Raw genomic sequence first — 25,328 nt, 5'->3', positions numbered from 1 at the left:
AGATATATTAATTTAATTTTTTGAGTGCTTTTTTTAATGCATCATAATCGACATTTATAAATGATAACGCTTTGGTTCGCTCTTGTTGTTAATTGAACTCTGAATTACTCCAGACCCTAACGAAATCTACTAGCATGTTAGCCTCAAAATCATCACTGATATTCTTTTCATTACCATCCCAACCACCTACTTGTAACGATAAAATAATATAAGAAGGTAAACTTCCAACTCGGTCGTCATAGTGCTCCCAGACTTTTTCACCATCTATATACATACCGACATAACCAGGCTGCCAATGCATGCCATATATATGGAAACCATCTGAGGAATAATTATGATAAAGCTCGCCGGAATTTACTGACTTATGTTGGCTACCGTAACCATCCCAATGCAGAGCTGAGATACTGATGTCTTCCCCCCAGATACCTAAACTCTCCATAATATCAAACTCCATTCCCTGATCGAATGTAGGTGAGGTATCTCCCCAAGTGTCTTTAATTAAAAGAAATGGTTCTTGACCATAATTAGTATCTGCATAATTACCTCCACGCACAAAAGCATCTTCAGTCGGGAATAAACTTTCTTCATTTACAATTAAAGCGGGCCTATCAGAAATATTATTCGCTTCACTGCTAAAAATTTTTATAAGCTGGCTACGCATATAATTGTCAATCAATGCAAAGCTCGCCTCTTTACCAGAACTTTTTTGCTCTCTTATATAACTGGTAACATCCACTTCAATTATGTTTCCCGTAACCTCTCCATAGCTATGACTAAACCATAAGGGATCAACCTGCGGTTTAGTATTCCAAGTTACAGTATCTTGGGACCAATCTGCGGAAAGTGTTTTATGCACAGCTATGCTGCTTTGAGTGTTTGCTTCAGAGATCTTAAATCTTAATAATGCAGAAGAAATAGTAGTAGATACATCATCAAGATTAAATTTTAATAATGACTGCCTCCTATAAGTATCGTTACCATAAATGCCTTTGTCAGGTAGTAACCAAAATGCAGGCCAAGCACCATGTACTGAGTCATACTTAATTTTGGCTTCAAAGTAACCATATTTTTGTCTAAATTTACGAAAAGTACTTACCTCAGCGGCTTTATAAAAGTAACGTTTGGTTCCTTGATTTAATGTGTTTTTTTCTGCTTCAAACCGTAACATTTCATTTTCAATGCGAATAGTTTCTCGCCCAGCATTACCTGCGATACCACTCATTCCTAGATATTGCTTTCCAACATGCCAATTATTAGGGTTTAATAAAGTTGAATTAAAAGTATCTTCAAAAGTCAGCTCCCAATTACCAGCTAACGGCGGAGAAATGTTATTATCTGGCTCTCCCTCAACAAAGGAAACCGAGTCCATGTAAAATCTACCTGTTCCAAGAGGGCCTTGAATACCAATAGCCAGGACTTTCTCATTTTCATCAAGATTAAAGCCATTGAGATTGATTCTAATCGTGTGCCATGTATCGTCTGAAAAATTATTATGGCCAGGCAAACCATCCAATGTCCAAAATTCGTTATTGGTTTCATCAAGATTTATTTTTAATGAATCGTTACCGCGACGAAACATTAAAGTGCCCTTATTTCCTGATTTTCTGTATATTTTTTCCTCAAGTATTGAATTTTTAAAAGGAGGTACTTGAGCAATACGTAATCCTGATTGAGTCCAGTAGTGTGCCTGCATTAATATAGCTCTTTCGCCATCAGCTACAGGCTCACCAATTTTAGTTAAAGTCGATTCACTAGATGAGGTTGACCACAATGAAGTACCATTACGTGGTTTGTCATCAAATAAAATAATAGACGCAAAACTAAGTTTAGACAGAAAGAGTAAAGTACATAAAGTGAGACTTTTTTGCCCTATAAGCCAGCGTTTTAATGGTATTAATTTCATCACTACTCCTAAAGTAATTAATAAAATTGAGTATTTAACCTATCTGAGCAAAAATTATAGTAACTATTTATAAAGTTCTTGATGCATAATAAATAATACTTTTTAACTCAATAAAATAAATAACATACTACTAATTAATTATTATATTGTATGCAACAAACCTAATATTTTCAATTTATCAAGGTGCTTTATTTTTAATGCGGAAGAAGAGATTAGTAATTTGAAGTATTTGCAAAGAGGTGAAGTTTTAATATTTTTGTTAAGGAACTAATTAGCGCATTAGTTAAACTACAATATGGGTTCATACATTAAAAAAGGCGCTTAAAAAGCGCCTTGCTAACAAGTATGTGTGCTTAGAACATATCTTGATAGGAATGTGTTGTATTGAATATAATTGCTTTTTCAAAGCCTGGCAGCTGAATGCTGTGCTCATCAATAACAATGTCATTTTCATCAATCAGCCCATCACCAAAACGATAAACTAGCGCGTATTGACCTAAATCTGCTTGTTGTTGATAGTGCTGTTGTGCTTCTTTTACCGCTGCATGTTTGCTGGTATAGAGCCCCATCATTTCATCGCCATATCGCTTAGCAAGCATCTGCATCGTTACTTTTGCTGAAAGCACTGTGGCTGTTGCATTATTACCACCAAACCCTTTAGAATTTATAAATGCAATATCCATATCACCACAATCATAGTGACTGTTACGAATATCTAAATGATCTGCATAAACATCATCAGCCACTTTATCTATAGTGGTAATACCCGGCATAATATTATGACTAAATACACCTAAGGCAATGGCAAGCTGATCGCCACTGGCAGGTGCTATAGTATGGCCAACATACGCTTTAGGGGCGGTTACTTTCCAATTATCTATTGCAAATGTTTGCGCTACTTTATGATAAATTAACGACTCAGTTACGCGGTTTTGTGGTGTGCTTGAACCATGGGCTAAAATAAAGCTACGTTGCTGTAATGCCTCTTTACCTAGTAAGCTACTGGCAAGTGCAGCCGATTTTGCCATGGTAATGTAGTTACCAGGCCCAGGTGAAGTAATTGATTTTTTTACTCCATCGGCGTTAACAAATACATCAGGCACACAGCCCATAATGTCTGCACCTAGTTCAAGTGCCAGCGCATCATCCATTAATATAGCCACTTGTGCGCCTTCACCTAAAGTAAAGCCACAGTTTTCGCCAAATGGGCGGCTGCTTCTACGATAATCAGGTTCATCGTCATTACTTAAATCATCTAAGCGGCGCAAACCTTCAATATTAGCCAGCGCACTCATATTGCCAAAGCCTTCAACCACTTCAGGGGTAATTGCACATTCTACACTTGCCACAATTGCAACACGTGTGCGCCCTGCTTGTATATCATTTACTGCTGCGCGCAAGTTGTATAAAAAAGTAGCACACGCACCCGATGTAGAAAAAGTAGTCCCTACATTGCCCGTAACATAGGCATTGATAAAATCGGTCGACATTGTATTTAAACCCAGTGCTAGCTGCTTAGTGCTGACGCGATCACCCTGCTGGCGCGCTTTGACTAACCCACCTAAGCCTTTATCGTCCATTTGGCCAATAACCGATGCTGAATAGGTACCAATTTTATCAGGCTCAACACTATTCATAATGTATTGCCAATCAAGTCCGGTTGATTTTATTGCATCGGTGGCAGCAAAAATAGTGGCTTGTAAACCACGAGGTTGGTAGCGGCTATTGTACATAATTGACGGATCAAACCCTGTGGGTAGTTGCCCAGCAGATTTAATTGGGTTATCACGAGTAGAATCATGTTTAATATCAAATTGAGCCGCAATAGTTACTTTCACTTTTTTATTTTCAAGCTCTTCTACGTGCCAACTTTCAGGAACTGGCGAAGGTAAATCACGACGGCGTGTTTCAAACACAATCGCGTTTTCATCCGATGCGGTTAACGTCATTTTTTGCTGCCATGGCGTGGCATCTACATCAAAATGTTGTTTTTCAATTTTACGAATTAATGTACCTGCAATAATTTGCTCACCAAAACGTGCTTCTATGTCGCTTTGCTCAACATTATTGCCTTGCATGTCTTGTAGTTGTCCATTCACAACACTCACTAAATTCATTAATGTGGCAAGGCCTAAAAATGTTTCTTGGCGAGCTTGAGACTCTAAGCTATCTAACACGATACGACGATAACCTTGATGAAAAGAAGTACGGCCAGCGGCATTAATGCCTCCCATGCCGACAATGACGGGTAATGCGGTCATAATTTACCTTTAAAAAAAACGTGTTATAAGAATATGGAGTCAGTTTAAATGGATTACGCACACAACTTTGTGCTTTAATAGCCAAATATTAAGCATAAAAGGCCAAAAACAACTGGTCGGAGCATTTGAATGAGCAATAACCCAACAAATCCACCATTAAATATAGCTATTGCTGTTTACTCGCATCTACTGGTAACTAGTTTAACCTTGCCAATTGAAATGCTCAGAGCAGGTGAAGCGTTCGCCAAAGGGCACACTAGTAAAAAAAACTTCAGAGCACTGAATATTCATTTAATTGCAAAAAATATGGCTCCTATTGCAACCAGAACAGGTTTAGCCATCGTGCCTGATTGCAGCAGTGATAACGCCCCCTATTGCGATTTAATCATTGTTCCGGGTATTTGGCGTAATCCACGGCCTGTTGTTAAAACGAATCAACCAATAGTTAATTGGCTCAATGAGAGTTTTACCATGGGTAGCCATATTATTGGTGTTGGTACCGGCAATTGTTTGCTCGCAGAAGCCGGTTTACTTGATGGTCACCCTGCAACCACTCACTGGCATTATGCCAAGCAATTTTCTCAAGATTATCCAAACGTTAGCTTAAAACCTGATTTTTTTATTACCCAATCAGAGCGTATGTATACGGTAGCCAGTTTAAATGCCTTAGCTGACGTTATTGTTCATATTATTAGCCAATACTATGGTAAAGAAGCGGCGCAGCATGTTGAGCGGAACTTTTCACATGAAATACGTAAACCCTACGAAGATCAACGCTACTTAGAAGGCGCCGTTAACCGACATGCTGATGAACTTATTGCACAAATACAATTTTGGTTAAAAACTAATTTATCTAGTGAGTTAGATTTACAAGAAGTCGCGGCACAATTTAGCTTAAGCTACCGCACGTTTACACGCAGGTTTCGACTTGCTACAAATCAAAGCCCTATAGAGTACTGGCAGCAGCTACGTGTTGAAGGTGCAAAAGAATTACTGGCCTCATCGAACTTATCAATTCAGGAAGTCGCGTTAGAAGTTGGTTATAACGATCAAGGGCATTTAACCCGTGTGTTTAAAAAGGTATTGAGCCAAACCCCGAGCGAATACAGAAAAGTAGTCAGACGAAAGTTATTTGGTTAATGTTTCTTTGCCCTTGTTTGATATTTTAGTCAGGCCGTTGACAACGCAGTTTCGACCGTTGTTTTTAGCTAAATATAAATAATTATCGGCTAATCTTAAAATTTCACTCAGGTGAGTATGCTCAAGTGCATCAATACCGACCAAGCCAATACTGATAGTGATGTTTAACGTGCTCTGCATATAAGTAAATTGATGATTTTGTATGTCAGTTCTTAGCTTATCCATTGTGATTATAGCGACCTCTATGTCGTCATTTACCACCAATGTAAATTCTTCACCGCCAAAACGATAAACATGTTCATCGCCTAAATGTTTTTTAAATAACTGTGTTAATTGTACCAGCACTGCATCACCGGCATCGTGCCCATATTTATCGTTTACTTTTTTAAAAAAATCCAGATCAGCTAAGGCAAAACAATAGGGGTTAGAAAAGTCGATATGGTTATGAAAATGGCTTTTAAAAGCACGCCGGTTATAAGCCTGTGTTAAGCTGTCGCGTAATGCTAAATTAATAATTTCCTCTTGATTAGAGGCTCTCATCGATTCAAAAACATGTGAAACACCCCACACAATAATATACGTCAGAGAAAGATTAATGATGAGCTTAAAATTTATTTCAACTAACCGTTTGTCGATAACATAAAACAGCAGTAACAACGTAATCAAAAAGCCAAAGCTGCTTATAAAGCCATGCTTTTTTCCAAACAATAAGTAAACCAATACAGGAAGAGTACACACCCAATGCGATATGCCAGTCTCTAAGTTAATTGCGGTGATAGCAAGCAACACAACCGCAAAGTAAATATAAATAACAGCATAGCGATGCCATAATTTAGAGCGGTTTGTTCTCGTTTGGTGATAGGTATAAATACAAAAAAAAGCTAATGCAAGTTCAATAAAGCCCAAAACATAATTTTTACTCATAAACACATTAACGTAAGCGACAACTAAAGCAACTAATGTAATTATTAAGCTTATATTTTTGAATACGGTTAATCTGACTGATTCTGTTTTATCAAATGAATGCTGATGCATTAATATCCCTTTAAATTATTACCTCCCATAAACTTCAAGCATATCAGCCTAGGATTAAAAAATAGATAATAACTACAACTTATATGTAAGCCTACTTACTATAACAGCTAATATTAGCCTAAATTTAAATATGCGTGAACAAAGATTGATAGGCCTTGATTAGATCTTTTTATATATATAAATTATAGTATTACTCATTAGGTGTAGTGGTATTAACATAGGGAGATAGCCGATGGATGAATTAACCAATTTGCTTGTCGAACAACACAACAATGCATCCATTAAGGCTAAACTAGCTAACTTACTCACTTTGGTTCGTAAACATTTAGATATGGATGTTGCTTTTATATCTGAATTTATTAACGATGAGCGTGTTTTTAAAGTGGTCGATAACCCCTCTGAAAACCAAATTGTTAAAGTGGGTAATGCCGATCCGATTAATGAAACGTATTGCCAACAAATCACCGACAACAAGCTAAGCCCTATTATTACTAATACCAAAGCAAACCCAATAACCAAAGCGATGCCGGTTACAAAAAAATTAGGTATAGGGGCATATATAGGTGTACCTATCAACCTGTCGAACGGGAAATTATATGGTACGTTTTGTTGTTATAAATCACACCATGATGAGAGCTTAAATGAGCGCGATTTATCTTTTTTAAATATTATTTCAGAAATAGCGACCGGATTAATTCAAAAGAGTTTAGATAAAAGCGTATCGTACAACCACACAAAATCAACTATTGAGCAAATTATTAGCGATAATGATATTAGTATCTATTTTCAGCCTATTTATAGTCAACTAAATAATAAAGTTGTAGGTTTTGAATCGCTTGCACGTTTTTTTACCACCCCTTATAAAACCCCTGATATCTGGTTTGAAGAAGCGAGTAAGGTGGGTTTAAGTGAATCATTAGAAATGCTGGCCATTAAAAATGCAATAGCCAATATGGCAAAGTTTAATAATACAACTTACATTGCCATTAATTGCTCGCCTTCGCACATTCTTAGCGGTGCACTTGAACGAACATTACAACAGATTGACTGCACTAGGCTGGTATTAGAAATTACTGAACATTCGCCAATTTCTAATTACGAAAAAATGCGAGCTCCACTTAGGCCTCTCAGAAACAAAGGTCTGCGCTTGGCCATTGACGATGTAGGCGCTGGCTTTTCCTCATTTCAGCACATACTAGAGCTTGAGGCCGATATTATAAAATTAGATATTAGCCTGACTCAAAATATAAACACAGACGATCGTAAATTTTTACTGGCAAAAGCATTGTGTGGATTTGCAAAAGCAATCGACTGCACCATTGTTGCCGAAGGGATCGAAACCGCAGAAGAACTAAACTCGTTAAGAATACTCAATGTAGACAGTGTACAAGGTTATTTTATTGGCCGCCCCGCACCAATTGAAGATGCGCTTAGCTTCCAAAACAAAGCACTACCCGCATAAAAACGCCACTAATTAGTGGCGCTCGGTATCAATACTGTCTTTTCGATAATAGCGTTTATGATAACTTTTCACTTTAGCATGCACACCTTTACTTAAGCTTTTAAACTTAGCTTCTAGCACGTCAACGCCGTATAAAATACCCACCACAAGCACCGAGAGCTTAATAGCAGCCCCGAGGTTTTCGGTTGCTATCATCACGCCAATGGAAGCCAGTACCCAAATGGTGGCAGCAGAGGTAACCCCGACTACCGCACCGTCTTTTGCGAGCATTACGCCTGCGCCTAAAAAGCCGATGCCGGTAATTATTTGCCCGACTACGCGAGAATGATCAATCACATCCCCTTGTAAATTAAACGCAGTCGATAAAAACAAGTAAGTACCTAAGGTGATCAGTGCAGAAGTACGGATCCCTACAGGTTTGCCACGCAATTGCCGTTCTATACCAATAATAGCCCCACAAAAAGCCGCCGTACCAATAGCTGCCCACGAGTATGGGGCTACATCGATAAAATCTAAAAATGTCACTTAAAATCCTAATCTATTATTTTTTACCAATAGCAACTGCCGTTCTAAGCCTTTGACTACCAAAAGCCGACATTTTACTAAAATCGCTGCGTGCAATTGGCACATATTGACAGTCAATCGCTAATTGATTGTCGTTACCTGGTTCGCAAAACGGGTCATGTACGTACACACAGTGCGCATCTAAATGAGTAACACATACCCAATGCGGTGATTTTTTTCCATCAAACCGATAAGTGCTTATTAACAGTAACACACTAAAACCTTGGTTTAACCACGTTTCTATATCAGTTAGTTCAACATCTTTATAGGTAACAGGAATATTAGCCGAGGCTATGCCTTCAACAAATTGCTGATGTACTGTCGCCAGCACCGTTTTTTTATTATCACTGCGTACCCCATCTAAAAATAATGGCTCTGAGGTATTAACAATGACCTCACTTTTAAATCCCCGTTTATTTGCAGCCAGTGCCAAACCAAACGGATGACAACCGCCATGTCCCGAGGTCATAAAAATGGTGGTGCCTTCACGCCATAAAGCTAATTCGTGTGACTGACTCAGCTCTGTGCTGTTATCAAGCGAGCCCATTGCCATTAATAATGCCGCAGGCCCACAGGTAAACTCGGTAGTTTGCTGATACCATGGCGTTAAACGCTCAACTTGCAACTCGCTGGTTTGACGGATGTTTTTTTGCATGCGCAAGGCATCACTGTGATCATCGTAATAATCACTGTACTGACCAAAAACACGATACCCTACACTTTTATAAAGCCCTATGGCGCTGTCGTTATTTACTGCCACTTCTAAACGCAAATAAATACGCCCACGCTCACTAGTGGCTTTTTCAAGGGCTTTAAGCAGCGTTTTAGCGATTCCTTTGCCCTGCATCGTCGGTAATACGGCTAACGAATACAAACGCGCTAACCGCGTGCCTTTATGGCACCACACCAAACCGTAACCACATAATTGCGCATTGTGCTCGGCAACTAATAAAATCCCATGTTTAGCACTAAGCCAGCGCTTTAAACTTCGCGCACTAAGCTTATCGTTACTAAAGCAGGCATTTTCAAGCGCCACTAAGGCGTTTAAATCACTCGCGCTTGCAGGGCGAATACTAATATCCGCCCCTGCAAAAATCGTTATATCAGACAATGCGTTAAGCATTAGCCGCGACCTCGTGCTTCAAGGCGCTGTTTAAACTCATCCATAATGATCATGTATAACTCATCACCTAAGTAACCATCTTCTACTTTGTGATCAATACTTGGGTTATCGTTTACTTCCAACACATACGCACGGCCTTGATGCTCTTTTACATCCACACCGTATAAACCCTTACCCACGGTTTTACATGCTTTTAAAGCAGCATCCAGTACAGCTTTAGGTAATTCAAACGTAGGTAATGTTTCAAAGCCACCCGAGAAAAACCGTTTCGCGTCATGGTTATATATTTGCCAATGGTTACGCGCCATTAAATAACGACACGCATAAATAGCACGACCATTAAGTACCCCTACACGCCAATCATATTCTGTGTACATGTACTCTTGCGCCAGAACTAACGCACTTAAAGCAAATAATTCACTAAGCTTAGCTTCTAATTCATCACGATTAGCAACTTTATACACGCCTTTTGAAAACGACCCTTCTGGCATTTTTAATACCAGCGGATAAGTAAACGACGCTTCTAATTGCTCAATTGTGTCTTTTGATTGATCTGCCACCACCACGGTTTTTAAACTCGGTACTTTTTGATAATTGAATGCATCATGTAAGTACACTTTATTACAGCATCGTAAAATAGACTCCGCATCATCAATCACCACTAAACCTAGGCTTTGCGCTTTACTTGCAAGGCGGTACGTTGGGTGATCAATCGCTGTTGTTTGGCGAATAAACAACGCATCAAATTGGGCAATATTGTCTATTTCCTCAAAGCTGAGTGCTTTTGCGTTAATACCATGTTTCGCTGCTGCTTTTATAAAACGGGCTATTGCATCTTTATCACTTGGCGGTACTTTTTCGTTATGATCAACCAATATCGCCATATCCCAACGAAAACGGCGCTCAACTTTACCAATACGCCATTGCGTTTGGGTAAACTCATTTAGCTTTTCAATAAACGCAGCATATTGCTGCTCGCTTAGGGACGCTAATGATCCTTGTTGTAATAGGCCTTGCTCATCAACAAATAAAATAGGTGCCGGATATTGTTTAAATACCGATTTAGCGGCTTTAGCTTGTTGATCATTTCCCGCATGACCAAAATAAACAGCACCATCAATATGGCCAATATTTTGTAATGACGCTTGATTGCTTCGAAGCGCGTTAATTGTTTTTACACTCGGTAATACTTGGTGCTTGCGCGCCTCAGCAAGTAACGAACAGTAATAGCCTTTACTTAAATACTGGCTAGCATCACATAGATTTATTATGCGGGTTTTTGGTTCGTTGCGTTTTGGGTAGTCACGCAAATAGGTGTTAAAGGTAATGACATTTTCAAATGAAAGAGCAAGCGTTTGCTCATTGTTATCAACCACAATTAAGGTTTTAAACACGACTTTTCCTAGTTAAGTCAAAATATACAAAGCAGCCTTGCTAATCAGTTAGCTCAGCGAATAAAACAGCAAATAGAAACACCTATCGCACTAAGTGCAGCATTTAGCAAATCACTTAATACGATAGGTGCTTTAACGAATATCTACTATAAACGTTAGCGCTTAAATTGCTTAAGCGACAGGTGATTTATATGCCCTTTTTTAGATGCGCACAAACGAGATATTTTTAGCGTAAAGATAAAAATTTTTGATGAACTTTTTTATTGCTAATTTGTGTTTTAAAATAGCCAAAATTTAATACTAAAAGTGATCATCATGTCTCTTCCCGCTTGTCCTAAATGCCAATGTGAATACGTTTACGAAGACCAACAGCTGCTTATTTGTCCAGAATGTGCCTATGAGTGGAACCCGAATGTTACTAATGACGAAGACGCTATTTTAGTGAAAGACGCAAACGGCACTTTACTTGCTGATGGCGACAAAGTAACCGTAGCTAAAGATTTAAAAATTAAAGGTAGCTCACAAGTTATTAAAATTGGCACCAAGGCCTTAGTAAGACGTGTACTTGATAAAAAAGATCATGAGCTTGACTGTAAAGTAGATGGCATAGGTGAAATGATGGTGACGGCTAAATTTGTTAAAAAAGCCTAAACCCATTGAAATAAACAATTAAATACAGCAATAACCTGCGTAATCTTGGCGCTTTATTGCATTAACAAACTTACATCCACTTTAACTAATTGATTTTCATCGCCTTTTAAAAATTGAAAATCTAAATTAAGTTCTCAAAGTGGTGTGTTAGTTGTCTAGTATTACTACTTCTGCTTTGTGAAAGTGTGTTTTTGCGCTTTGCAAAACATCGGCAGTAAACTTTGAGTTTGGCACTGGTATATCAATAACATTGCCACTTTTACAAAATAAAGTAACGGTATTTGACGCTAGCTGTATTTTAATTATCGCCCCTTTAGGAATAAGCTGCATTCTACTTTTATTATTATTGAACCAGTGAGGTTTTTTGCAAAGTAGAACGTTTTCTCCAATATCAGAAAAAACACGCTCAGGCCTAAACGTTAAGTACTTTATAATTAAAGCCGTGAGTAAAACACCCGTAATTGTGACGGTAAAAATCCCTATCTCCATAATATTCCTTTAAATTTATGTCCTTTATTTAACTGCTTATCCGTTAATGATTATCAGACTCAAGCAAATCTTATAAGTTCACGCTATAAATGCCTTAGTTGTGATTGAGTGAAACCGGCTAACATCGAGTTATAAACACTCCTTAACTAGTTTATTATATTAGCTTATTAGATAACACAGTTAATGTTTCATCGTAAGCGCGTTGATTAAAATTATTCGAATGCGGGTTCATAAAACCATGCAAATAATCAACACACTTAGCGGAAACATTAGGCTTTGTTGCCAACTTAGCCTGAAGTGCTTTCACATCAAAATGTTGCTCATAGTGAGGAAAAATTAACTCTATTTCAAATGCCGGGTTTAGCTCAGTATGGTGCCTAATTTGCGAGCTGTAAAAACAAATGCCCTTAGCTATCGTTTTAATCGCCGGATGTGCAGACATTGACCAAATTGCCGATGCGCCAACACTAAAACCAATCAATATGATGTTACCAGCGAGTGGTTTAATCGTTTTTTGTAAAATAGCTACATACTCATCAAGGCCAGTATGCTGACTAAAATACTCATAGGCCTGCTGTTCACTGTTAAATGCCATATCCACCCCGCCATAGGGATCGACAATAGACTGAGCGTTTAGTTCTTCAGCTAATGCTTTTAAAGCCGCTGTTTTACCAAATATATCACTAACCAAAACTAAGTTCATAAACGGCTCATCTTTAATTTTATTCTTTAAGTTTCAGGCAATTATTTAACAAAGAGGCCTACGAGATGCTGCGTCTCAGCGTAAGAGACAAATAAATACTACATTCAAAGCACTTTAACCACATCGTAACTATGTTTTACATCACCGAGTGTTAAACTAACTTCATCATCGACTTGTTTACCTAATAACTGTTGGCCTAATGGTGCACCAGAGGTAAGTACTTGAATAGTTGTGCCTTTAATATCAACGGTTAATCCACCAGCTGCTGGGCCTAAATAAAACCATTTTTGTGTGCCTGCATCATCTTCTAAACACACCAATGAACTGACTGCTATTGTGCCTGTAACGACGTCGTTGTAGATGGCTTCAAATAGTTGTATTTCTTTATAACACTCATTCACCCGATCAGCGTGACCTTGCGCTAAATACGCAGCTTCAAGCCCGAGCGTATCATATTGAGTTTCTGCAATGCTTTCTTCGTGGGTCGCGGTATCGTGGGCTGTTTGAGCTGCAATTTTCGCAGTATTAAGCTGCTCTTCTAAGGCAAAACGCAGGTGCTCTGTAACATGGGCTTTATTCATTTGGAAATTCACTAAATACGGTAAAATAATTTTGCCATTTTAGCATTGTTGCTACACCTAACACTATCCCTTTACTGTGTAACAACAATGCTGATTTAAGCCTATGGCATATCCATTAATGCCTGCGTTTGCTGATCCACTTGCTTATCGTAGTTTTTAGCACTTAACCCAAGTAGCTCGGGTAATGTTGCAGCAATACAAATGGACGATAACGTGCCTACGACTATTCCTGCAAACAGAGCAATTGCAAATCCCTGAAGCGGAGCCCCTGCTAACAGCCAAACACTTGCCACCGTTGCGAGCGTAGTCCCGGAGGTAATAAGCGTACGAGTTAAGGTGCTTTTAATAGCACTGTTGATAATACTGCTTGGTTTGAGTGTGATGTTTGTTGGTATGCGCAACAGCTCGCGCACCCTATCTCCAACTATTATTGAGTCATTTAGTGAGTAGCCAATAATCGCAAACAAACTGGCTAAAACAGTTAGGTTAAACTCTATTTGTAACCATGAGAATAAGCCAACCACCAGCACTAAGTCATGAAATAAAGCCACCACAGAGCCTAATGCCAAACGCCATTCAAAACGAACAGCTAAATAAATCATTACCGCGACCATCGCAGCAAATAATGCTAAGCAGCCTTGTTCAAATAGTTCATCACCCACTTGAGAGCCAATATAAGCCGATGATAAAACCTCAGCATTTATAGTTGGGTTTTGGATTATAGCCGTTTTCCAGTCATCGTTATTGCTTGTATTATTGGGGCCTTGTGTTAGTTGAAAATGATTATTGCCCTGTGCTGTTAGCTCAAATTCCCCCTGATGATTTTTTGCAATAAATTGCTCAAGCTGTTTTAGTTCAACACCTTGGCTGGTGGTAAACTCTGTTAAGTATCCACCCGTAAAATCAAGGCCAAAGTTTAGCCCTTTTTGTGCAATGGTGAATACCGACAACAACACAAATATGGCGCTGATCAGCATGCCTGTATAACGTATACGAGACCCTGCCTCACATTTTAAAAAAGAATTAAGCATGCGCGTTTACTCCTGCTTTTTTACCCAGCTTTAAATATAAGCTTTGGCTTAAATATTTCGATACATACACACCAGTAAATACCGATGTGATAAGTCCCAGCGCCAGCGTTATAGCAAAGCCTTTTACAGGGCCATAACCTATGCCATATAAAATAATCGCGGTGATCATCGTGGTAATATTGGCATCTAAAATCGTATTCGCTGCCTGTTTATAGCCCTCTTGTATCGCTTGATATGGAGGGCGTCCTTTGCGGCGCTCTTCTTTTATACGTTCAAATATAATCACGTTAGTATCAACCGCCATTCCTATGGTTAGCACCAAACCTGCAATACCAGGAAGTGTTAAAACCACCCCAGGTAATAATGACATTAACCCCACTAAAGACGTTAAATTTAAAACTAACGCAACATTTGCAATAAGCCCTAAACGACGATACCACAGCGCCATAAAGGCAAGCGTTAACCCCATGCCTAACATTAACGCCGCCAATCCATTGTTAATGTTGTCTTGGCCAAGGTTTGGACCAATAGTTTGTTCATGTACTATGGTCACTGGCGCCGTAAGCGATCCTGCACGGAGTAATAGCGCTAAATCGGCAGCCGCTTGCTGGCTTTGCATATTGGTTATACTAAAGCGTGAGCTTAAATGCTGGGCTATATTCGCCACATTAATGACTTCGCTTTTTTTAACCACTTCACCTTTAGCATTTTGTGAATACTCTGAATAGAGCGTTGCCATCGGCTTGCCTATATTCGCCTTAGAAAACGCCGACATAGCATCGCCACCTTGGCTATCTAGGCTCAGTTGTACTAAAGGTTTACCCCAGTCATCACGGCCAATATTGGCATTATTAATATGCTCACCAGTAAAAATAGGCACAGGGTCGAGCTTAATAGTCCCACCCGATTGCAAATTAAATGTTTGCCCGCCAATCTCTTTAAGTTGATAAAACCCAAGTGACGCGGTAGCACCAATAATACGTTTTGCCTCGGCTGGGTCTTGGACGCCGGGTAGCTCAATGCGAATGCGCTGATTACCTTGGCGCTGTGTAACCGCCTCGGTAATTCCTAACTCTTCAATGCGTGAGCGAAGCGTAGTGAGTGTTTGGCTCATGACTTGTTTATCAAATGCGCTGCGCCCTTGCTCAGAATAACTCACTTTAACGACCTGTAAGTTGCCATGAGTTGATGTGGTTATAGTTAGATTTTCAAAGCGGCTTTTAAGGTCGTTAATAACTGAGGTTAGCTTTTCGGCTGCATTTTCTAATGCACTTATTTCAAAGCCTTGGTTAGTTTGCTTTGCTTTAACACCATAGGCTTTTTGTTTAACAATAATGGCTTTCGTTTGCTGGTAAGCACTGAGTAATTGCTCATCAATGGCTTTATCTAAATCAACATCAAGTACAAACAATACCCCGCCGTTTAAATCAAGACCCAGCTTTATGGGCGATAAACCAAACTCTTGTAACCAAACAGGGCTGGTTGCATGTTCTACAATTTTAACTTGTGTATTTGGGTAATTCGATTTTATAGCCGCTTGAGCTTGGGCACTTTGCGTAGGTGTATTTAAAAGCACATTAATTGTTGCTTGGTTTTCTACCCCTTGGCTGACCTCAAAACCTTGGCTATTTAAAAAGCGCACTATGTTTTCAGTACTTGGTATTGCTTGTGTTTTAACCTCAGGTGCGGCACTAATATGCAACCACGATTTATTCGGGTATAAATTAGGTAAAGCGCTTATTGCCAGTAAAACCAATACAACCAACATGGCTACATAGCTTAATTTAAATTTAGCCATAAATGGCTTTTTTTGTTTTTTTAAACTTAACATAGTTGTTCCTTATTACTCGGCATAGCCCAGTAACGTACCTATTAGGCACAATTAAACTTAAGGTCAAAACGCGATGCGTTAAAACCAATTAACGATAATTAAGGAACTTTAAGCGTGGTAGGTGGTTACAGCGGTGTATAACAGATTCGCATCTTTCCAGCCGCTCAAGCGCGACTTTTTACTTTTAAATACCCAGGTATACCAAGGCTGATTTATGGTGACTGCTTGCGGTCGCAAAAAAATATGCCTACACCCATTTAGCGCAAAAAACTCATGCACTACATCGTATTCAGGATCGCCCTGCGCACTGTGTAAAAATAAAAAGGAGTTATTGGCTGTTAGCCTAGGTTGATGCGCAGCAAACTCAGAATGCTTTGAGTTTTTATGCTGTAAATTACCTAGCGACTTTAACGGTGTGGGAGCGTTAGTTAAGTTTTCGACATTAACAACATGGCTATAACTGCTTTGGTTACTGTTTAATTCGTGCTTTACGCCCATAGCATGGCTTTGCACACTAAAGAGTGCAGCAAAAAACAAGCAAGTAGCTAAAAAAACGCGAAATTTAAACATCTGTCATTTAAAACTAAAATAAAGGATAGCTAGTATATAAGGGCAGCTAATTAAAATACAATAGCCAACATTAAGCTATTTCATTTATATAAAAACAAATACTGAGATCCTCAATGCGCTCCAGACAAAGTTCAGTAAAACGCCCCGATGCCATGAATTTAAAACAAAGCATTCAAACTCTTTGGCCTTATATCACTAAATTTAAAGGGCGTGTGCTGATTGCCATATTAGCGCTTGTGGGTGCTAAAGGCGCGACATTGCTCATGCCATGGGCTTTAAAAGAAATAATTGATGCGGTTGATAAATCAATTAACCCGCTACTGCTCGTCCCAACCTTATTACTCGTTATGTACGGCGCACTGCGATTTGCCAGCGTGTTTTTAGGTGAAGTACGCGATGCTGTATTTTCTCGAGTCACCGAGCATGCCATGCGTGATATTGGCCTTAAAGTATTTAAACATTTGCATTCGTTAGATTTAGCCTTTCATTTAGACAGACAAACTGGCGGTATAAGTCGAGACATAGAGCGCGGCACCAGTGGTTTGAGCTTTTTAATGCGCTTTTTAATGTTTAATATTGTGCCCACGTTGTTTGAAATAATGACCGTGGCGATTATTTTTGGCACCTTATTTTCTATTTGGTTTGCGCTGATCACCCTACTTGCTGTGGCTATTTATATCTTTTTTACCGTGGCAGTTACCCAATGGCGAAACCGCTTTATTCGCGAGTCAAATGCTGCCGACAACCAAAGTAACACACGCGCCATCGACAGCTTATTAAATTACGAAACCGTTAAATACTTTAATAACGAAGAGTATGAAGCTAAAACTTACGATACGTTTTTAGCAACCTGGGAACAAGCACGATTAAAAAACAGACTCTCGTTACTGGCGCTAAATTCAGGGCAAGCACTCATTATTGCCTGTGCAATAACCGCATTAATGTGGCTTGGCGCAAGCGAAGTTGTCACGGGCGAGTTAACGATTGGTGAACTTGTGATGATCAATGCGTATATGATTCAACTCTTTTTACCGCTCAACTTTTTAGGGTTTGTGTATCGCGAAATACGCCGTGCCCTCACCGACCTTGAAAACATGCTCGGCCTGCTTAATACACAACCTAAAGTGGCGGATGCTCATGAGGCTAAAGAATTGGTCATTAAACAAGGTGAAATTAGCTTTGATAAAGTAAGCTTTCACTACGACAGTAAAAGGCCTATTTTAAAAAGCATTAGCTTTAATGTTGCTGCCGGCTCAAAAGTCGCGATTGTGGGTGCAAGTGGTGCAGGAAAAAGCTCATTAGCCCGATTACTGTATCGCTTTTATGAGCTGTCATCAGGCACTATTAGCATAGATAAACAAGCAATTAATACAGTTACTCTTGCAAGCTTGCGTAAAGCCATTGCGATAGTCCCCCAAGATACTGTGCTGTTTAATAGCACCATCCGTGAGAATATTGCCTATGGCAGACCCTCAGCAACTGAAGATGAAATAAATAAAGCAATTAACATGGCGCACTTAACCGACTTTATAAATAGCTTAGACAAAGGCGATAAAACCCTCGTGGGTGAGCGCGGGTTAAAAGTCTCAGGGGGTGAAAAACAACGGATTGCCATTGCCCGTGCTATTTTAAAGCAATCACCCATCTTAATCTTTGATGAAGCAACTTCCGCGCTCGACTCTCATGCAGAGCAAGCTATTTTAAAAGCAATGCGAGAAGTGGCAAATGATCACACCAGTATTGTTATTGCACACCGACTTTCGACCATAACCGACGCAGACTCAATTATTGTTTTAAAAGCTGGTGAAATTATTGAACAAGGCAAACACCAAGAACTACTAAATCAAAACGGTGAATATGCCCGTATGTGGGCATTACAGCAAAAGCAGTCAAAGGCGCAATAAACTAAGCCGCTCAAGAACGATTTAAGTAGTTGAGTATTTTTTTGCTATTTTGATAGTATTTTATTCATCTTATCGACCGGTACGGTTATTCACCTCAAAAGGTTTGTTTGAAGTGAAGTTATCAATACAATCAAATAGCTATTTTTATAACAAAAATATAACGAATTAAATAACGTGAATTCATAGGGGAAAGTAATGAAAAAAAGTTTAATTGCAGCGGCACTCGCCGCTACATTTATTACCGGCTGTTCAGAGCCACAAACTACAAAAACTGAGCAAGTCGCAGCAGTCGCTGAAAAACCACAAGCAACTGAGCAAGCTGAATTAGGCACTTTTGGGGTTGATTTAACTGCCCGCAATGAAGCTGTAAAACCAGGCGATGACTTTTTTATGTATGCCAGCGGTTCATGGTACGACAACTACGAAATGCCAGCAGATAAAACACGCTATGGTGCGTTTTCTGCGTTAGCTGAACGCAGTGAAGAGCGTGTAAAAGAAATTATTGAAGATATTGCAGCACGTGAAAATTTAAATGCAGAAGAGCAACTAGTTGCTGATTTTTATAATTCGTACATGGATACCGACACGCTAAATAAGCTCGGTGTGACTCCCATTAAGCCATTGCTTAACGATATTAACGCTGTCGACTCAACTGATGACTTAGCAAAAATCTTTGGTAATTCATGGCTCACTGGTGTTAGCGCCCCAATTGGTGGTGGTATGTGGTTTAACCGCTTAGATCCTAATAAATACGAAATGTCGTTAGGTGCTGGTGGTTTAGGCTTACCTGATCGTTCATATTACCTTGAAGATGCAGAGCGTTTTGTCAAAACTCGTGAAGCGTATGTTGCACATATTGCCGACATGCTTAAATTTGCTGGTGTTGAAAATACCACTGAACGTGCACAAGCAATTTTAGCGCTAGAGACAAAAATTGCAGAAGGTCATTGGCCACGTGAAAAACGCCGTAATCGTGACATAACGTTAAACCAAATAAAACGCGACGAGTTAAGTACTCAGTACCCTGGATTTAATTGGGATTTATACTTTGCGCAAACAGGTTACAAAGTACCGCAGCTAAACGTGTCGCAGCCTGAACCTGTAAAGGCCATGATTGATTTAATCAACAACGAAGATATAAGCGTATGGAAAGACTACCTAACATATCATGCAATTAATGGTAACGCTGGGCTGTTGTCAGAAGACATATTTAACACCAGCTTTGCTTTCTTTGGTAAAGAGTTAAATGGTCAGCAGGAGCCTCGTCCGCGCTGGAAACGTGCGATCAGCCAAATGTCAGGCACTAGTTCACTAGGCTTTGCGATTGGTAAAATTTATGTAGAACGTTATTTCCCTGAGTCATCAAAGCAACAAATGTCTGAGCTGGTTGAAAACTTACGCACAGCCCTTGGCGAGCGTATTGATAACCTAGATTGGATGGGCGCAGAAACAAAAGTGAATGCGCGTGCAAAATTAGCGGCGTTTGTGCCAAAAATTGGTTACCCAGATGAATGGCAATCTTACGAAGGCTTAAGCATTAGCAAAAATGATTTAATGGCTAATGTAAAAAATATGCGTGAGTTTTTCCAAGCCGATAGCGTTGAAAAAGAGCTGAAAAAGACCGACCGCAATCGCTGGGGTATGACACCACAACGTGTAAATGCTTATTACAATAGCTCATTTAATGAAATTGTATTTCCTGCCGCTATTTTACAACCGCCGTTTTTCGATCCAAATGCAGATCCTGCGGTAAACTACGGTGGTATTGGTGCCGTGATTGGCCACGAAATGGGCCATGGCTTTGATGACCAAGGGTCAAAATCAGATGCTAACGGCATACAACGTAACTGGTGGACTGACGAAGACCGTGCTGCTTTTGATGCTAAAGCCGACAAACTGGCGGCTCAGTACAGCAAATATGAGCCAATTCCGGGTAACTTTGTAAATGGCCGCAACAGCTTAGGTGAAAATATTGGTGATGTAGGTGGTTTAGCCATGGCTTATCATGCTTACAAACTAAGCCTAAATGGTAAAGAAGCCCCTGTGATTGATGGTGTAACCGGCGATCAACGTTTCTTCTTAGCGTGGGCACAAGTATGGAAAGAAAAACGTACTGAGCAAAGCATGTTAAACCAATTACGTGGCGGTACGCATGCGCCAGGTCGCTTTAGAGCACAAGCTCCTCGTAACCACGACGCTTGGTACAAAGCATTTGATGTAAAACCAGGTGATGAGTTGTACTTACCAGAAGACGAACGTGTTCGTATTTGGTAATACTCTGACAAACGTTCATCATTTGTAACGAATAAACAACCCGCTTCGGCGGGTTGTTTTATTTTCCATTCATAATAACTGTTTCCCCCGTTACTTAGTAATCAATCTCAATACTTACTAGCCCTGCCCGGCATTTACCTTTAGAATATGGGCTTGCAAATTTTTTCAATTATTTATACATATTAAGGCGAAACGCAGATGGGAAGAGCTTACCAAAACAAAAAAGATTCAATGGCTAAAACTGCGGGTGCTAAAACTAAAGTTTATTCAAAATACGGTAAAGAGATTTATATTTGTGCTAAAAACGGCGGTGTTGATCCAGACGGTAACCTAGCACTGCGTCGTTTAATTGAACGCGCTAAAAAAGACCAAGTACCGGCTCACGTAATTGAACGCGCCATTGATAAAGCCAAAGGCGGCGGCGGTGAAGACTATGCAGCTACGCGCTACGAAGGTTACGGCCCAGGTAATTGCATGATTATTGTTGACTGTTTAACCGACAACAACAAACGTACCTTTGCTGATGTACGTGTGTGTTTTACTAAAGCAAACGCTAAAATTGGCGCACAAAACTCGGTATCACACTTATTTGATCACCTTGCTATTTTTGTATTTGACGGTGACGACGATGAAACCGTTCTTGAAGCGCTAATGATGGCTGACGTTGATGTAACCGATGTAGAAGTAGAAAACGGTAAAGTAACCGTATTTGCTCCACACACTGAATACAACAATACGCGTACCGCACTTGAAGAAATGGGTGTGACAGAATTTGACGAAGACTTAATTGCCTTTGTACCCCAAGTAGAAGCCCCTATTGAAGGCGAAGATGTAGAAGTGATGGAACGCTTTTTAGCCATGCTTGAAGATTGTGACGACGTACAAAACGTGTACCACAACGCACAATTTTAAACATTAAAGCTTAATCGTGTTTAAAGGCCAACTTAGTTGGCCTTTTTGTTGATTTTAAAATGGATTATTAATTTTGAATACCCTTTCACAACTTCGCAGCGGCCAATTACTTGGTGCTAAACACCTACAATTAGTTGAAGCGCTAAGCCACTTTCCAGAGGAAATTTTTACCCTCGCGGATACCCTCGAAGTCTTGGATTTATCTAATAACAATTTATCTGATTTACCTGATGAATTTGCCTGCTTAACAAAATTAAAACGACTGTTTTTATCGTTTAATCAGTTTAAACATATACCTAAAATACTCGCTAAGTGCCCTGCTTTGATCATGGTTGCATTTAAAGGTAATTACATCACTGAATTTGCAGATCACTGCCTACCTAAAACGATTGAATGGCTTATTCTTACAGATAATAAAATAGCTAAGCTGCCTGCAACATTTGGCCAATACACTGCGCTTAAAAAGCTGGCATTGGCAGGTAATCAGCTTAATGAACTTCCAATAAGCATGGCAAATTGCCATAACCTAGAACTAGTTAGGCTCTCTGCAAATCAGTTAACTCAAATTGATGATTGGCTATTTGAACTACCAAAGCTGACTTGGCTTGCATTTGCAGGTAATTGCTTTAATAAATCACAGTGCCTTACCCAATCAAATTTAGCCAATAAACCACTGAGTGACTACTCGCTCAGTAAAGTAATAGGCCAAGGCGCATCAGGGATTATCCATCTTGCTTATTCAACGAATAAAGAGCCGGTTGCTGTTAAGTTATTTAAAGGGACTATTACAAGCGATGGTTATCCGCTGGATGAAGTTAATTGCTGCTTGCAAGCGCTTGAGCATCCAAACTTAATTAAAGTACTGGCTTACATTGAACAACAGCAACAGCTTGGTTTAGTGATGGAGTTAATTGATACAAGCTTTACAAATCTTGGTTTACCGCCGAGCCTTGATACCTGTACTCGAGATACATTTGAAAGCGATTGCCACTACTCTACCCAAGTAATTTATGCCATAGCGCAGCAAATGGTTAGCACTGTGGCCCACTTGCACCAGCACAATATAAGCCATGGTGATATATATGCGCACAATACCATGGTTGACCCGCACGCGCGTGTGCTGTTTGGGGATTTTGGCGCGGCCACTGATCTTACTATGCTCAGTGACTATCAACGTCAACAAATGCAGTTAATAGAAGTGCGTGCTTTAGGGTGTTTAATCGAGGATTTACTCACAACCTGCCAAGAACAAAGTGCTGAAGTAATGCACTTACAACATATTGCGCAGCAATGCATGAGCGAAAATATCGCACAGCGGCCAACACTTGGCGCATTAGCTGACTTTTTATAATGGTTATGCGGCCATTAATATTATGGCCGCAATCTAAAATTGAACACTATTTTTGTTTTTTAAACGGGTAAATTTGTTGCTTTAGCATACCTACAGGCATGTAATCACCCACAACCCCATATTCTTTGGGCCACTCTGCTTGCCCTTTTACTGCAGAGCCAAACAAGTAATCTAAAAACGAAAAATGGGCTGCATAATTTCTATTAATTGCGGCTTTATCGGATGCGTGATGCCAATGGTGAAACTGTGGTGTAACCATAAAATACTTTAACCACCCAAATTTTACATTTACGTTAGCGTGATTAAATACCGCTTGAAAGCCTACAATAATCACGTACAAACTAATAATTTGCTGTGAAAAACCCAGCACAAATATAGGCGTTAACACTAAACTACGGGTGATAAGTATTTCTAAAATATGCTGACGAGAGCCTGCGAGCCAATCCATTTCTTTGGCACTGTGATGGACACCATGAAATCGCCATAAAAAGGGGACTTCGTGATAAGCACGATGTGTCCAATACTGCATTAAATCAGCCACCAAAATAATTAAAAATAGCTGCAGTATAAACGGCATTTGCGCTATGTAACCTTGTAATGTGCTCGACACCGCCCAACCAAAACCATAATGCACAAAATGATTAGTAACCAGTAATACAAAGCCTACTATTAGATGATTGACAAAGAAATGGTTTAAATCGCCGCGCCATTCACTACGCAGTATTTTTTGCTCTTTTCGATGCGGAAGTAGTTTTTCAATTAAAATAAAAATTAAGGTTGAGCCTAATAAGTCTAATATAAACCAATCTAAGCCAATATAAGGGGTGTTATCGGCAAAGTCATTCACTTCAACATTCGGGCCGCCAAAGCCAATGGCCAGCAAAATAAAAAACCACGCAGTCGCCCCCAAGCGCTTATTGGTATTTCGTACAAAATTAAGTAACCCCAGGCTTCCTGAAATAATAAGGGCAACAAACATAAGTTGACGTAAAAACTCGACGCTATAACTTTTACGCAATTCTGGAGTCGTTAAATATTCAGGGAAGTGGAATGCAAGCACTCCCAAGCAACTTAATATTGCCAAAAAGCAAGCAATATAACCGCTGATATTACCATCACCAATTTGCAGGAGGCTGGTACGAAATAAGCGGCGGAGTATATGACTAAGTATTGAATTATCCTTTTTCAATTTTTCGCTAGAGATAGAATATTCGCTACTAAATGCTAAAATCCTAAGATTATTTTCCCTTACAAATAGAAACTACTCATTAATTACTACCATTCGGATATTTTGTACAAAAAAGTAGAGTAGTTGTTTTAATTTGATTTTGGCTGTTGACCTAACATGTATTATTAAGTAACATTTTTTTATATTATATTTTTAAAGGAATAAAAATGTCATCATCATTTTCTATTAGTAATCTTCCATACGATTTACCAAACAACTTAAATGAGCAACTCAGAATACTTTCAAATATAGTTAAAATACCTTTCTCCTTAGTCAAAGATGGTGGTCAAAATGAAGTGGAGGCTATATGTGGTGCAATTCTTTATAGGCACTTAGACCGTCATCAATAAATAGAAGCAATGACCTTAATTAGATCCGTACCAAATGGGGCGTTAAAAGCGAAGCTTATATCAATAGCTGTTGAGCCTACATTCGTTAATAAGGATTGGGGCATATGGTCTTTTACAACGGAAGAACTTATAGCTGATCAGTATTTTCATAGTCAAGTTGATAACTTTGCATCATATATTGGTGTTGGAGCCTCGGCCTTAAGTGGAAAGGATTTATTAGTAAAGCTTTGGAGTAATAGAAAAGTGACCAAAGGTGGAGTCGTTACTCTCGTCATTTGGGGTACTGTATTATTTAATAAATCAGAGCTATCAAAAGTAAATAATGAAATTCAACGTCGAAGCTCAATTAGAACAATAAATATTCAACCTTAATAATGAAAACTTTTACTGCTCACATACTATTAACATTTTGTATGACCATGTTGATGCTTCTAGCGTGGGATTTTACAATGAATAATCTCCAAGAAGACATTGTATTTTTTAGTTCGTTAGTGGTTATTTTTATTTACTTAAATTATCTGTCTTGTTTAAAGACAGAAGAGAATAAGCCAATAAAATGAGTGTAAGAATC

22 protein-coding genes are annotated in these 25,328 nt (G+C 39.2%); 9 read left to right on the top strand and 13 right to left on the bottom strand.

Annotated features, from left to right (window positions below):
* Positions 1-88: 88 nt before the first annotated feature.
* Together QL984_RS03140 and QL984_RS03135 are read right to left on the bottom strand one after the other, a co-directional pair.
* Positions 89-1,903: a DNRLRE domain-containing protein gene (locus QL984_RS03140; RefSeq protein WP_138764090.1), complete on the bottom strand. Its 1,815-nt coding sequence runs from the start codon at positions 1,901-1,903 to the stop codon at positions 89-91.
* A gap of 353 nt (positions 1,904-2,256) precedes the next feature.
* Positions 2,257-4,164 carry a beta-ketoacyl synthase gene (locus tag QL984_RS03135; RefSeq protein ID WP_036956436.1) on the bottom strand — a complete coding sequence of 636 codons (1,908 nt, stop codon included), beginning with the start codon at positions 4,162-4,164 and terminating at the stop codon, positions 2,257-2,259.
* Between the two features lie 129 nt (positions 4,165-4,293).
* Between QL984_RS03135 and QL984_RS03130 the strand changes: the two genes are divergently transcribed.
* Entirely contained in the window at positions 4,294-5,304 is a 1,011-nt protein-coding gene (locus tag QL984_RS03130) for a helix-turn-helix domain-containing protein (protein ID WP_013464843.1), read from the top strand.
* Here the strand turns inward: QL984_RS03130 and QL984_RS03125 are convergent.
* A complete protein-coding gene (locus QL984_RS03125; protein ID WP_244152565.1) occupies positions 5,293-6,339 on the bottom strand; it encodes a GGDEF domain-containing protein in 1,047 nt (348 codons plus the stop codon). The genes QL984_RS03130 and QL984_RS03125 overlap by 12 nt on opposite strands.
* A gap of 232 nt (positions 6,340-6,571) precedes the next feature.
* Between QL984_RS03125 and QL984_RS03120 the strand changes: the two genes are divergently transcribed.
* Positions 6,572-7,801 (top strand): EAL domain-containing protein, encoded by a 1,230-nt coding sequence (locus QL984_RS03120; RefSeq protein WP_138764089.1) that lies wholly within the window; start codon positions 6,572-6,574, stop codon positions 7,799-7,801.
* Positions 7,802-7,813: 12 nt separating this feature from the next.
* Here the strand turns inward: QL984_RS03120 and QL984_RS03115 are convergent, their stop codons facing one another.
* From QL984_RS03115 to QL984_RS03105, 3 genes are read right to left on the bottom strand one after another with little or no spacing between them, the layout of a single operon-like run.
* Positions 7,814-8,326, bottom strand: a complete 513-nt coding sequence (locus QL984_RS03115; RefSeq protein WP_013464839.1) for an MgtC/SapB family protein — start codon at positions 8,324-8,326, stop codon at positions 7,814-7,816.
* Between the two features lie 16 nt (positions 8,327-8,342).
* Positions 8,343-9,488 (bottom strand): GNAT family N-acetyltransferase/peptidase C39 family protein, encoded by a 1,146-nt coding sequence (locus QL984_RS03110; RefSeq protein ID WP_024601052.1) that lies wholly within the window; start codon positions 9,486-9,488, stop codon positions 8,343-8,345.
* Positions 9,488-10,882 (bottom strand): RimK family protein, encoded by a 1,395-nt coding sequence (locus QL984_RS03105; RefSeq protein WP_028835308.1) that lies wholly within the window; start codon positions 10,880-10,882, stop codon positions 9,488-9,490. Before QL984_RS03105 ends, QL984_RS03110 begins: the two co-directional genes overlap by 1 nt.
* A 315-nt stretch (positions 10,883-11,197) precedes the next feature.
* On the opposite strand from QL984_RS03105, the gene QL984_RS03100 reads away from it, so the two are divergent.
* Complete coding sequence (locus QL984_RS03100; RefSeq protein WP_013464836.1) at positions 11,198-11,533, top strand: zinc ribbon domain-containing protein YjdM; 336 nt, start codon at positions 11,198-11,200, stop codon at positions 11,531-11,533.
* 147 nt (positions 11,534-11,680) lie between these two features.
* Here the strand turns inward: QL984_RS03100 and QL984_RS03095 are convergent, their stop codons facing one another.
* The 6 genes from QL984_RS03095 to QL984_RS03070 form a co-directional block, all read right to left on the bottom strand.
* Positions 11,681-12,022 (bottom strand): hypothetical protein, encoded by a 342-nt coding sequence (locus QL984_RS03095; RefSeq protein ID WP_231485830.1) that lies wholly within the window; start codon positions 12,020-12,022, stop codon positions 11,681-11,683.
* Between the two features lie 154 nt (positions 12,023-12,176).
* Complete coding sequence (locus tag QL984_RS03090) at positions 12,177-12,725, bottom strand: hypothetical protein (RefSeq protein WP_138764088.1); 549 nt, start codon at positions 12,723-12,725, stop codon at positions 12,177-12,179.
* Positions 12,726-12,829: 104 nt separating this feature from the next.
* Positions 12,830-13,306, bottom strand: coding sequence for a GreA/GreB family elongation factor (locus QL984_RS03085; protein WP_013464833.1), 477 nt, complete (start codon positions 13,304-13,306; stop codon positions 12,830-12,832).
* A gap of 101 nt (positions 13,307-13,407) precedes the next feature.
* Positions 13,408-14,337: a protein translocase subunit SecF gene (gene secF, locus QL984_RS03080; RefSeq protein WP_138764087.1), complete on the bottom strand. Its 930-nt coding sequence runs from the start codon at positions 14,335-14,337 to the stop codon at positions 13,408-13,410.
* Positions 14,330-16,168: a protein translocase subunit SecD gene (gene secD, locus QL984_RS03075; RefSeq protein ID WP_138764086.1), complete on the bottom strand. Its 1,839-nt coding sequence runs from the start codon at positions 16,166-16,168 to the stop codon at positions 14,330-14,332. Before secD ends, secF begins: the two co-directional genes overlap by 8 nt.
* Before the next feature lie 108 nt (positions 16,169-16,276).
* Positions 16,277-16,738, bottom strand: a complete 462-nt coding sequence (locus tag QL984_RS03070) for a hypothetical protein (RefSeq protein ID WP_028835311.1) — start codon at positions 16,736-16,738, stop codon at positions 16,277-16,279.
* Between the two features lie 113 nt (positions 16,739-16,851).
* On the opposite strand from QL984_RS03070, the gene QL984_RS03065 reads away from it, so the two are divergent.
* From QL984_RS03065 to QL984_RS03050, 4 genes are all read left to right on the top strand, one after another.
* A complete protein-coding gene (locus QL984_RS03065; RefSeq protein WP_024601058.1) occupies positions 16,852-18,642 on the top strand; it encodes an ABC transporter ATP-binding protein/permease in 1,791 nt (596 codons plus the stop codon).
* A 195-nt stretch (positions 18,643-18,837) separates the two neighbouring features.
* Complete coding sequence (locus QL984_RS03060; RefSeq protein ID WP_096038408.1) at positions 18,838-20,916, top strand: M13 family metallopeptidase; 2,079 nt, start codon at positions 18,838-18,840, stop codon at positions 20,914-20,916.
* A gap of 198 nt (positions 20,917-21,114) precedes the next feature.
* Positions 21,115-21,828, top strand: a complete 714-nt coding sequence (locus QL984_RS03055; RefSeq protein WP_013464827.1) for a YebC/PmpR family DNA-binding transcriptional regulator — start codon at positions 21,115-21,117, stop codon at positions 21,826-21,828.
* Positions 21,829-21,901: 73 nt separating this feature from the next.
* Complete coding sequence (locus QL984_RS03050; protein ID WP_028835314.1) at positions 21,902-23,179, top strand: protein kinase; 1,278 nt, start codon at positions 21,902-21,904, stop codon at positions 23,177-23,179.
* Between the two features lie 46 nt (positions 23,180-23,225).
* Here QL984_RS03050 and QL984_RS03045 read toward each other — a convergent pair whose 3' ends face one another.
* Entirely contained in the window at positions 23,226-24,350 is a 1,125-nt protein-coding gene (locus tag QL984_RS03045; RefSeq protein WP_138764106.1) for a sterol desaturase family protein, read from the bottom strand.
* A gap of 224 nt (positions 24,351-24,574) precedes the next feature.
* Here QL984_RS03045 and QL984_RS03040 point away from each other — a divergent pair, with 224 nt between their 5' ends.
* Both QL984_RS03040 and QL984_RS03035 read left to right on the top strand, forming a co-directional pair.
* Positions 24,575-24,757, top strand: coding sequence for a hypothetical protein (locus tag QL984_RS03040; RefSeq protein WP_036956428.1), 183 nt, complete (start codon positions 24,575-24,577; stop codon positions 24,755-24,757).
* A gap of 9 nt (positions 24,758-24,766) precedes the next feature.
* Positions 24,767-25,129, top strand: a complete 363-nt coding sequence (locus QL984_RS03035) for a hypothetical protein (protein WP_036956427.1) — start codon at positions 24,767-24,769, stop codon at positions 25,127-25,129.
* The last annotated feature ends 199 nt before the right edge of the window (positions 25,130-25,328 follow it).

Source organism: Pseudoalteromonas sp. APC 3495, from assembly GCF_030407645.1.
Lineage (GTDB): Bacteria > Pseudomonadota > Gammaproteobacteria > Enterobacterales > Alteromonadaceae > Pseudoalteromonas > Pseudoalteromonas tetraodonis.
The sequence above is the reverse complement of the archived record's forward strand: the minus strand, read 5'-3'. Positions and strand labels throughout refer to the sequence as shown.

Coding starts and splice junctions, on each gene's coding strand:
- QL984_RS03100 (WP_013464836.1), top strand. CDS start 11,198: ATGTCTCTTCCCGCTTGTCCTAAATGCCAATGTGAATACGTTTACGAA.
- QL984_RS03035 (WP_036956427.1), top strand. CDS start 24,767: ATGACCTTAATTAGATCCGTACCAAATGGGGCGTTAAAAGCGAAGCTT.
- QL984_RS03140 (WP_138764090.1), bottom strand. CDS start 1,903: ATGAAATTAATACCATTAAAACGCTGGCTTATAGGGCAAAAAAGTCTC.
- secF (WP_138764087.1), bottom strand. CDS start 14,337: ATGCTTAATTCTTTTTTAAAATGTGAGGCAGGGTCTCGTATACGTTAT.
- QL984_RS03060 (WP_096038408.1), top strand. CDS start 18,838: ATGAAAAAAAGTTTAATTGCAGCGGCACTCGCCGCTACATTTATTACC.
- QL984_RS03130 (WP_013464843.1), top strand. CDS start 4,294: ATGAGCAATAACCCAACAAATCCACCATTAAATATAGCTATTGCTGTT.
- QL984_RS03125 (WP_244152565.1), bottom strand. CDS start 6,339: ATGCATCAGCATTCATTTGATAAAACAGAATCAGTCAGATTAACCGTA.
- QL984_RS03065 (WP_024601058.1), top strand. CDS start 16,852: ATGCGCTCCAGACAAAGTTCAGTAAAACGCCCCGATGCCATGAATTTA.
- QL984_RS03110 (WP_024601052.1), bottom strand. CDS start 9,488: ATGCTTAACGCATTGTCTGATATAACGATTTTTGCAGGGGCGGATATT.
- QL984_RS03120 (WP_138764089.1), top strand. CDS start 6,572: ATGGATGAATTAACCAATTTGCTTGTCGAACAACACAACAATGCATCC.
- QL984_RS03135 (WP_036956436.1), bottom strand. CDS start 4,164: ATGACCGCATTACCCGTCATTGTCGGCATGGGAGGCATTAATGCCGCT.
- QL984_RS03040 (WP_036956428.1), top strand. CDS start 24,575: ATGTCATCATCATTTTCTATTAGTAATCTTCCATACGATTTACCAAAC.
- QL984_RS03070 (WP_028835311.1), bottom strand. CDS start 16,738: ATGTTTAAATTTCGCGTTTTTTTAGCTACTTGCTTGTTTTTTGCTGCA.
- QL984_RS03085 (WP_013464833.1), bottom strand. CDS start 13,306: ATGAATAAAGCCCATGTTACAGAGCACCTGCGTTTTGCCTTAGAAGAG.
- QL984_RS03095 (WP_231485830.1), bottom strand. CDS start 12,022: ATGGAGATAGGGATTTTTACCGTCACAATTACGGGTGTTTTACTCACG.
- secD (WP_138764086.1), bottom strand. CDS start 16,168: ATGTTAAGTTTAAAAAAACAAAAAAAGCCATTTATGGCTAAATTTAAA.
- QL984_RS03055 (WP_013464827.1), top strand. CDS start 21,115: ATGGGAAGAGCTTACCAAAACAAAAAAGATTCAATGGCTAAAACTGCG.
- QL984_RS03090 (WP_138764088.1), bottom strand. CDS start 12,725: ATGAACTTAGTTTTGGTTAGTGATATATTTGGTAAAACAGCGGCTTTA.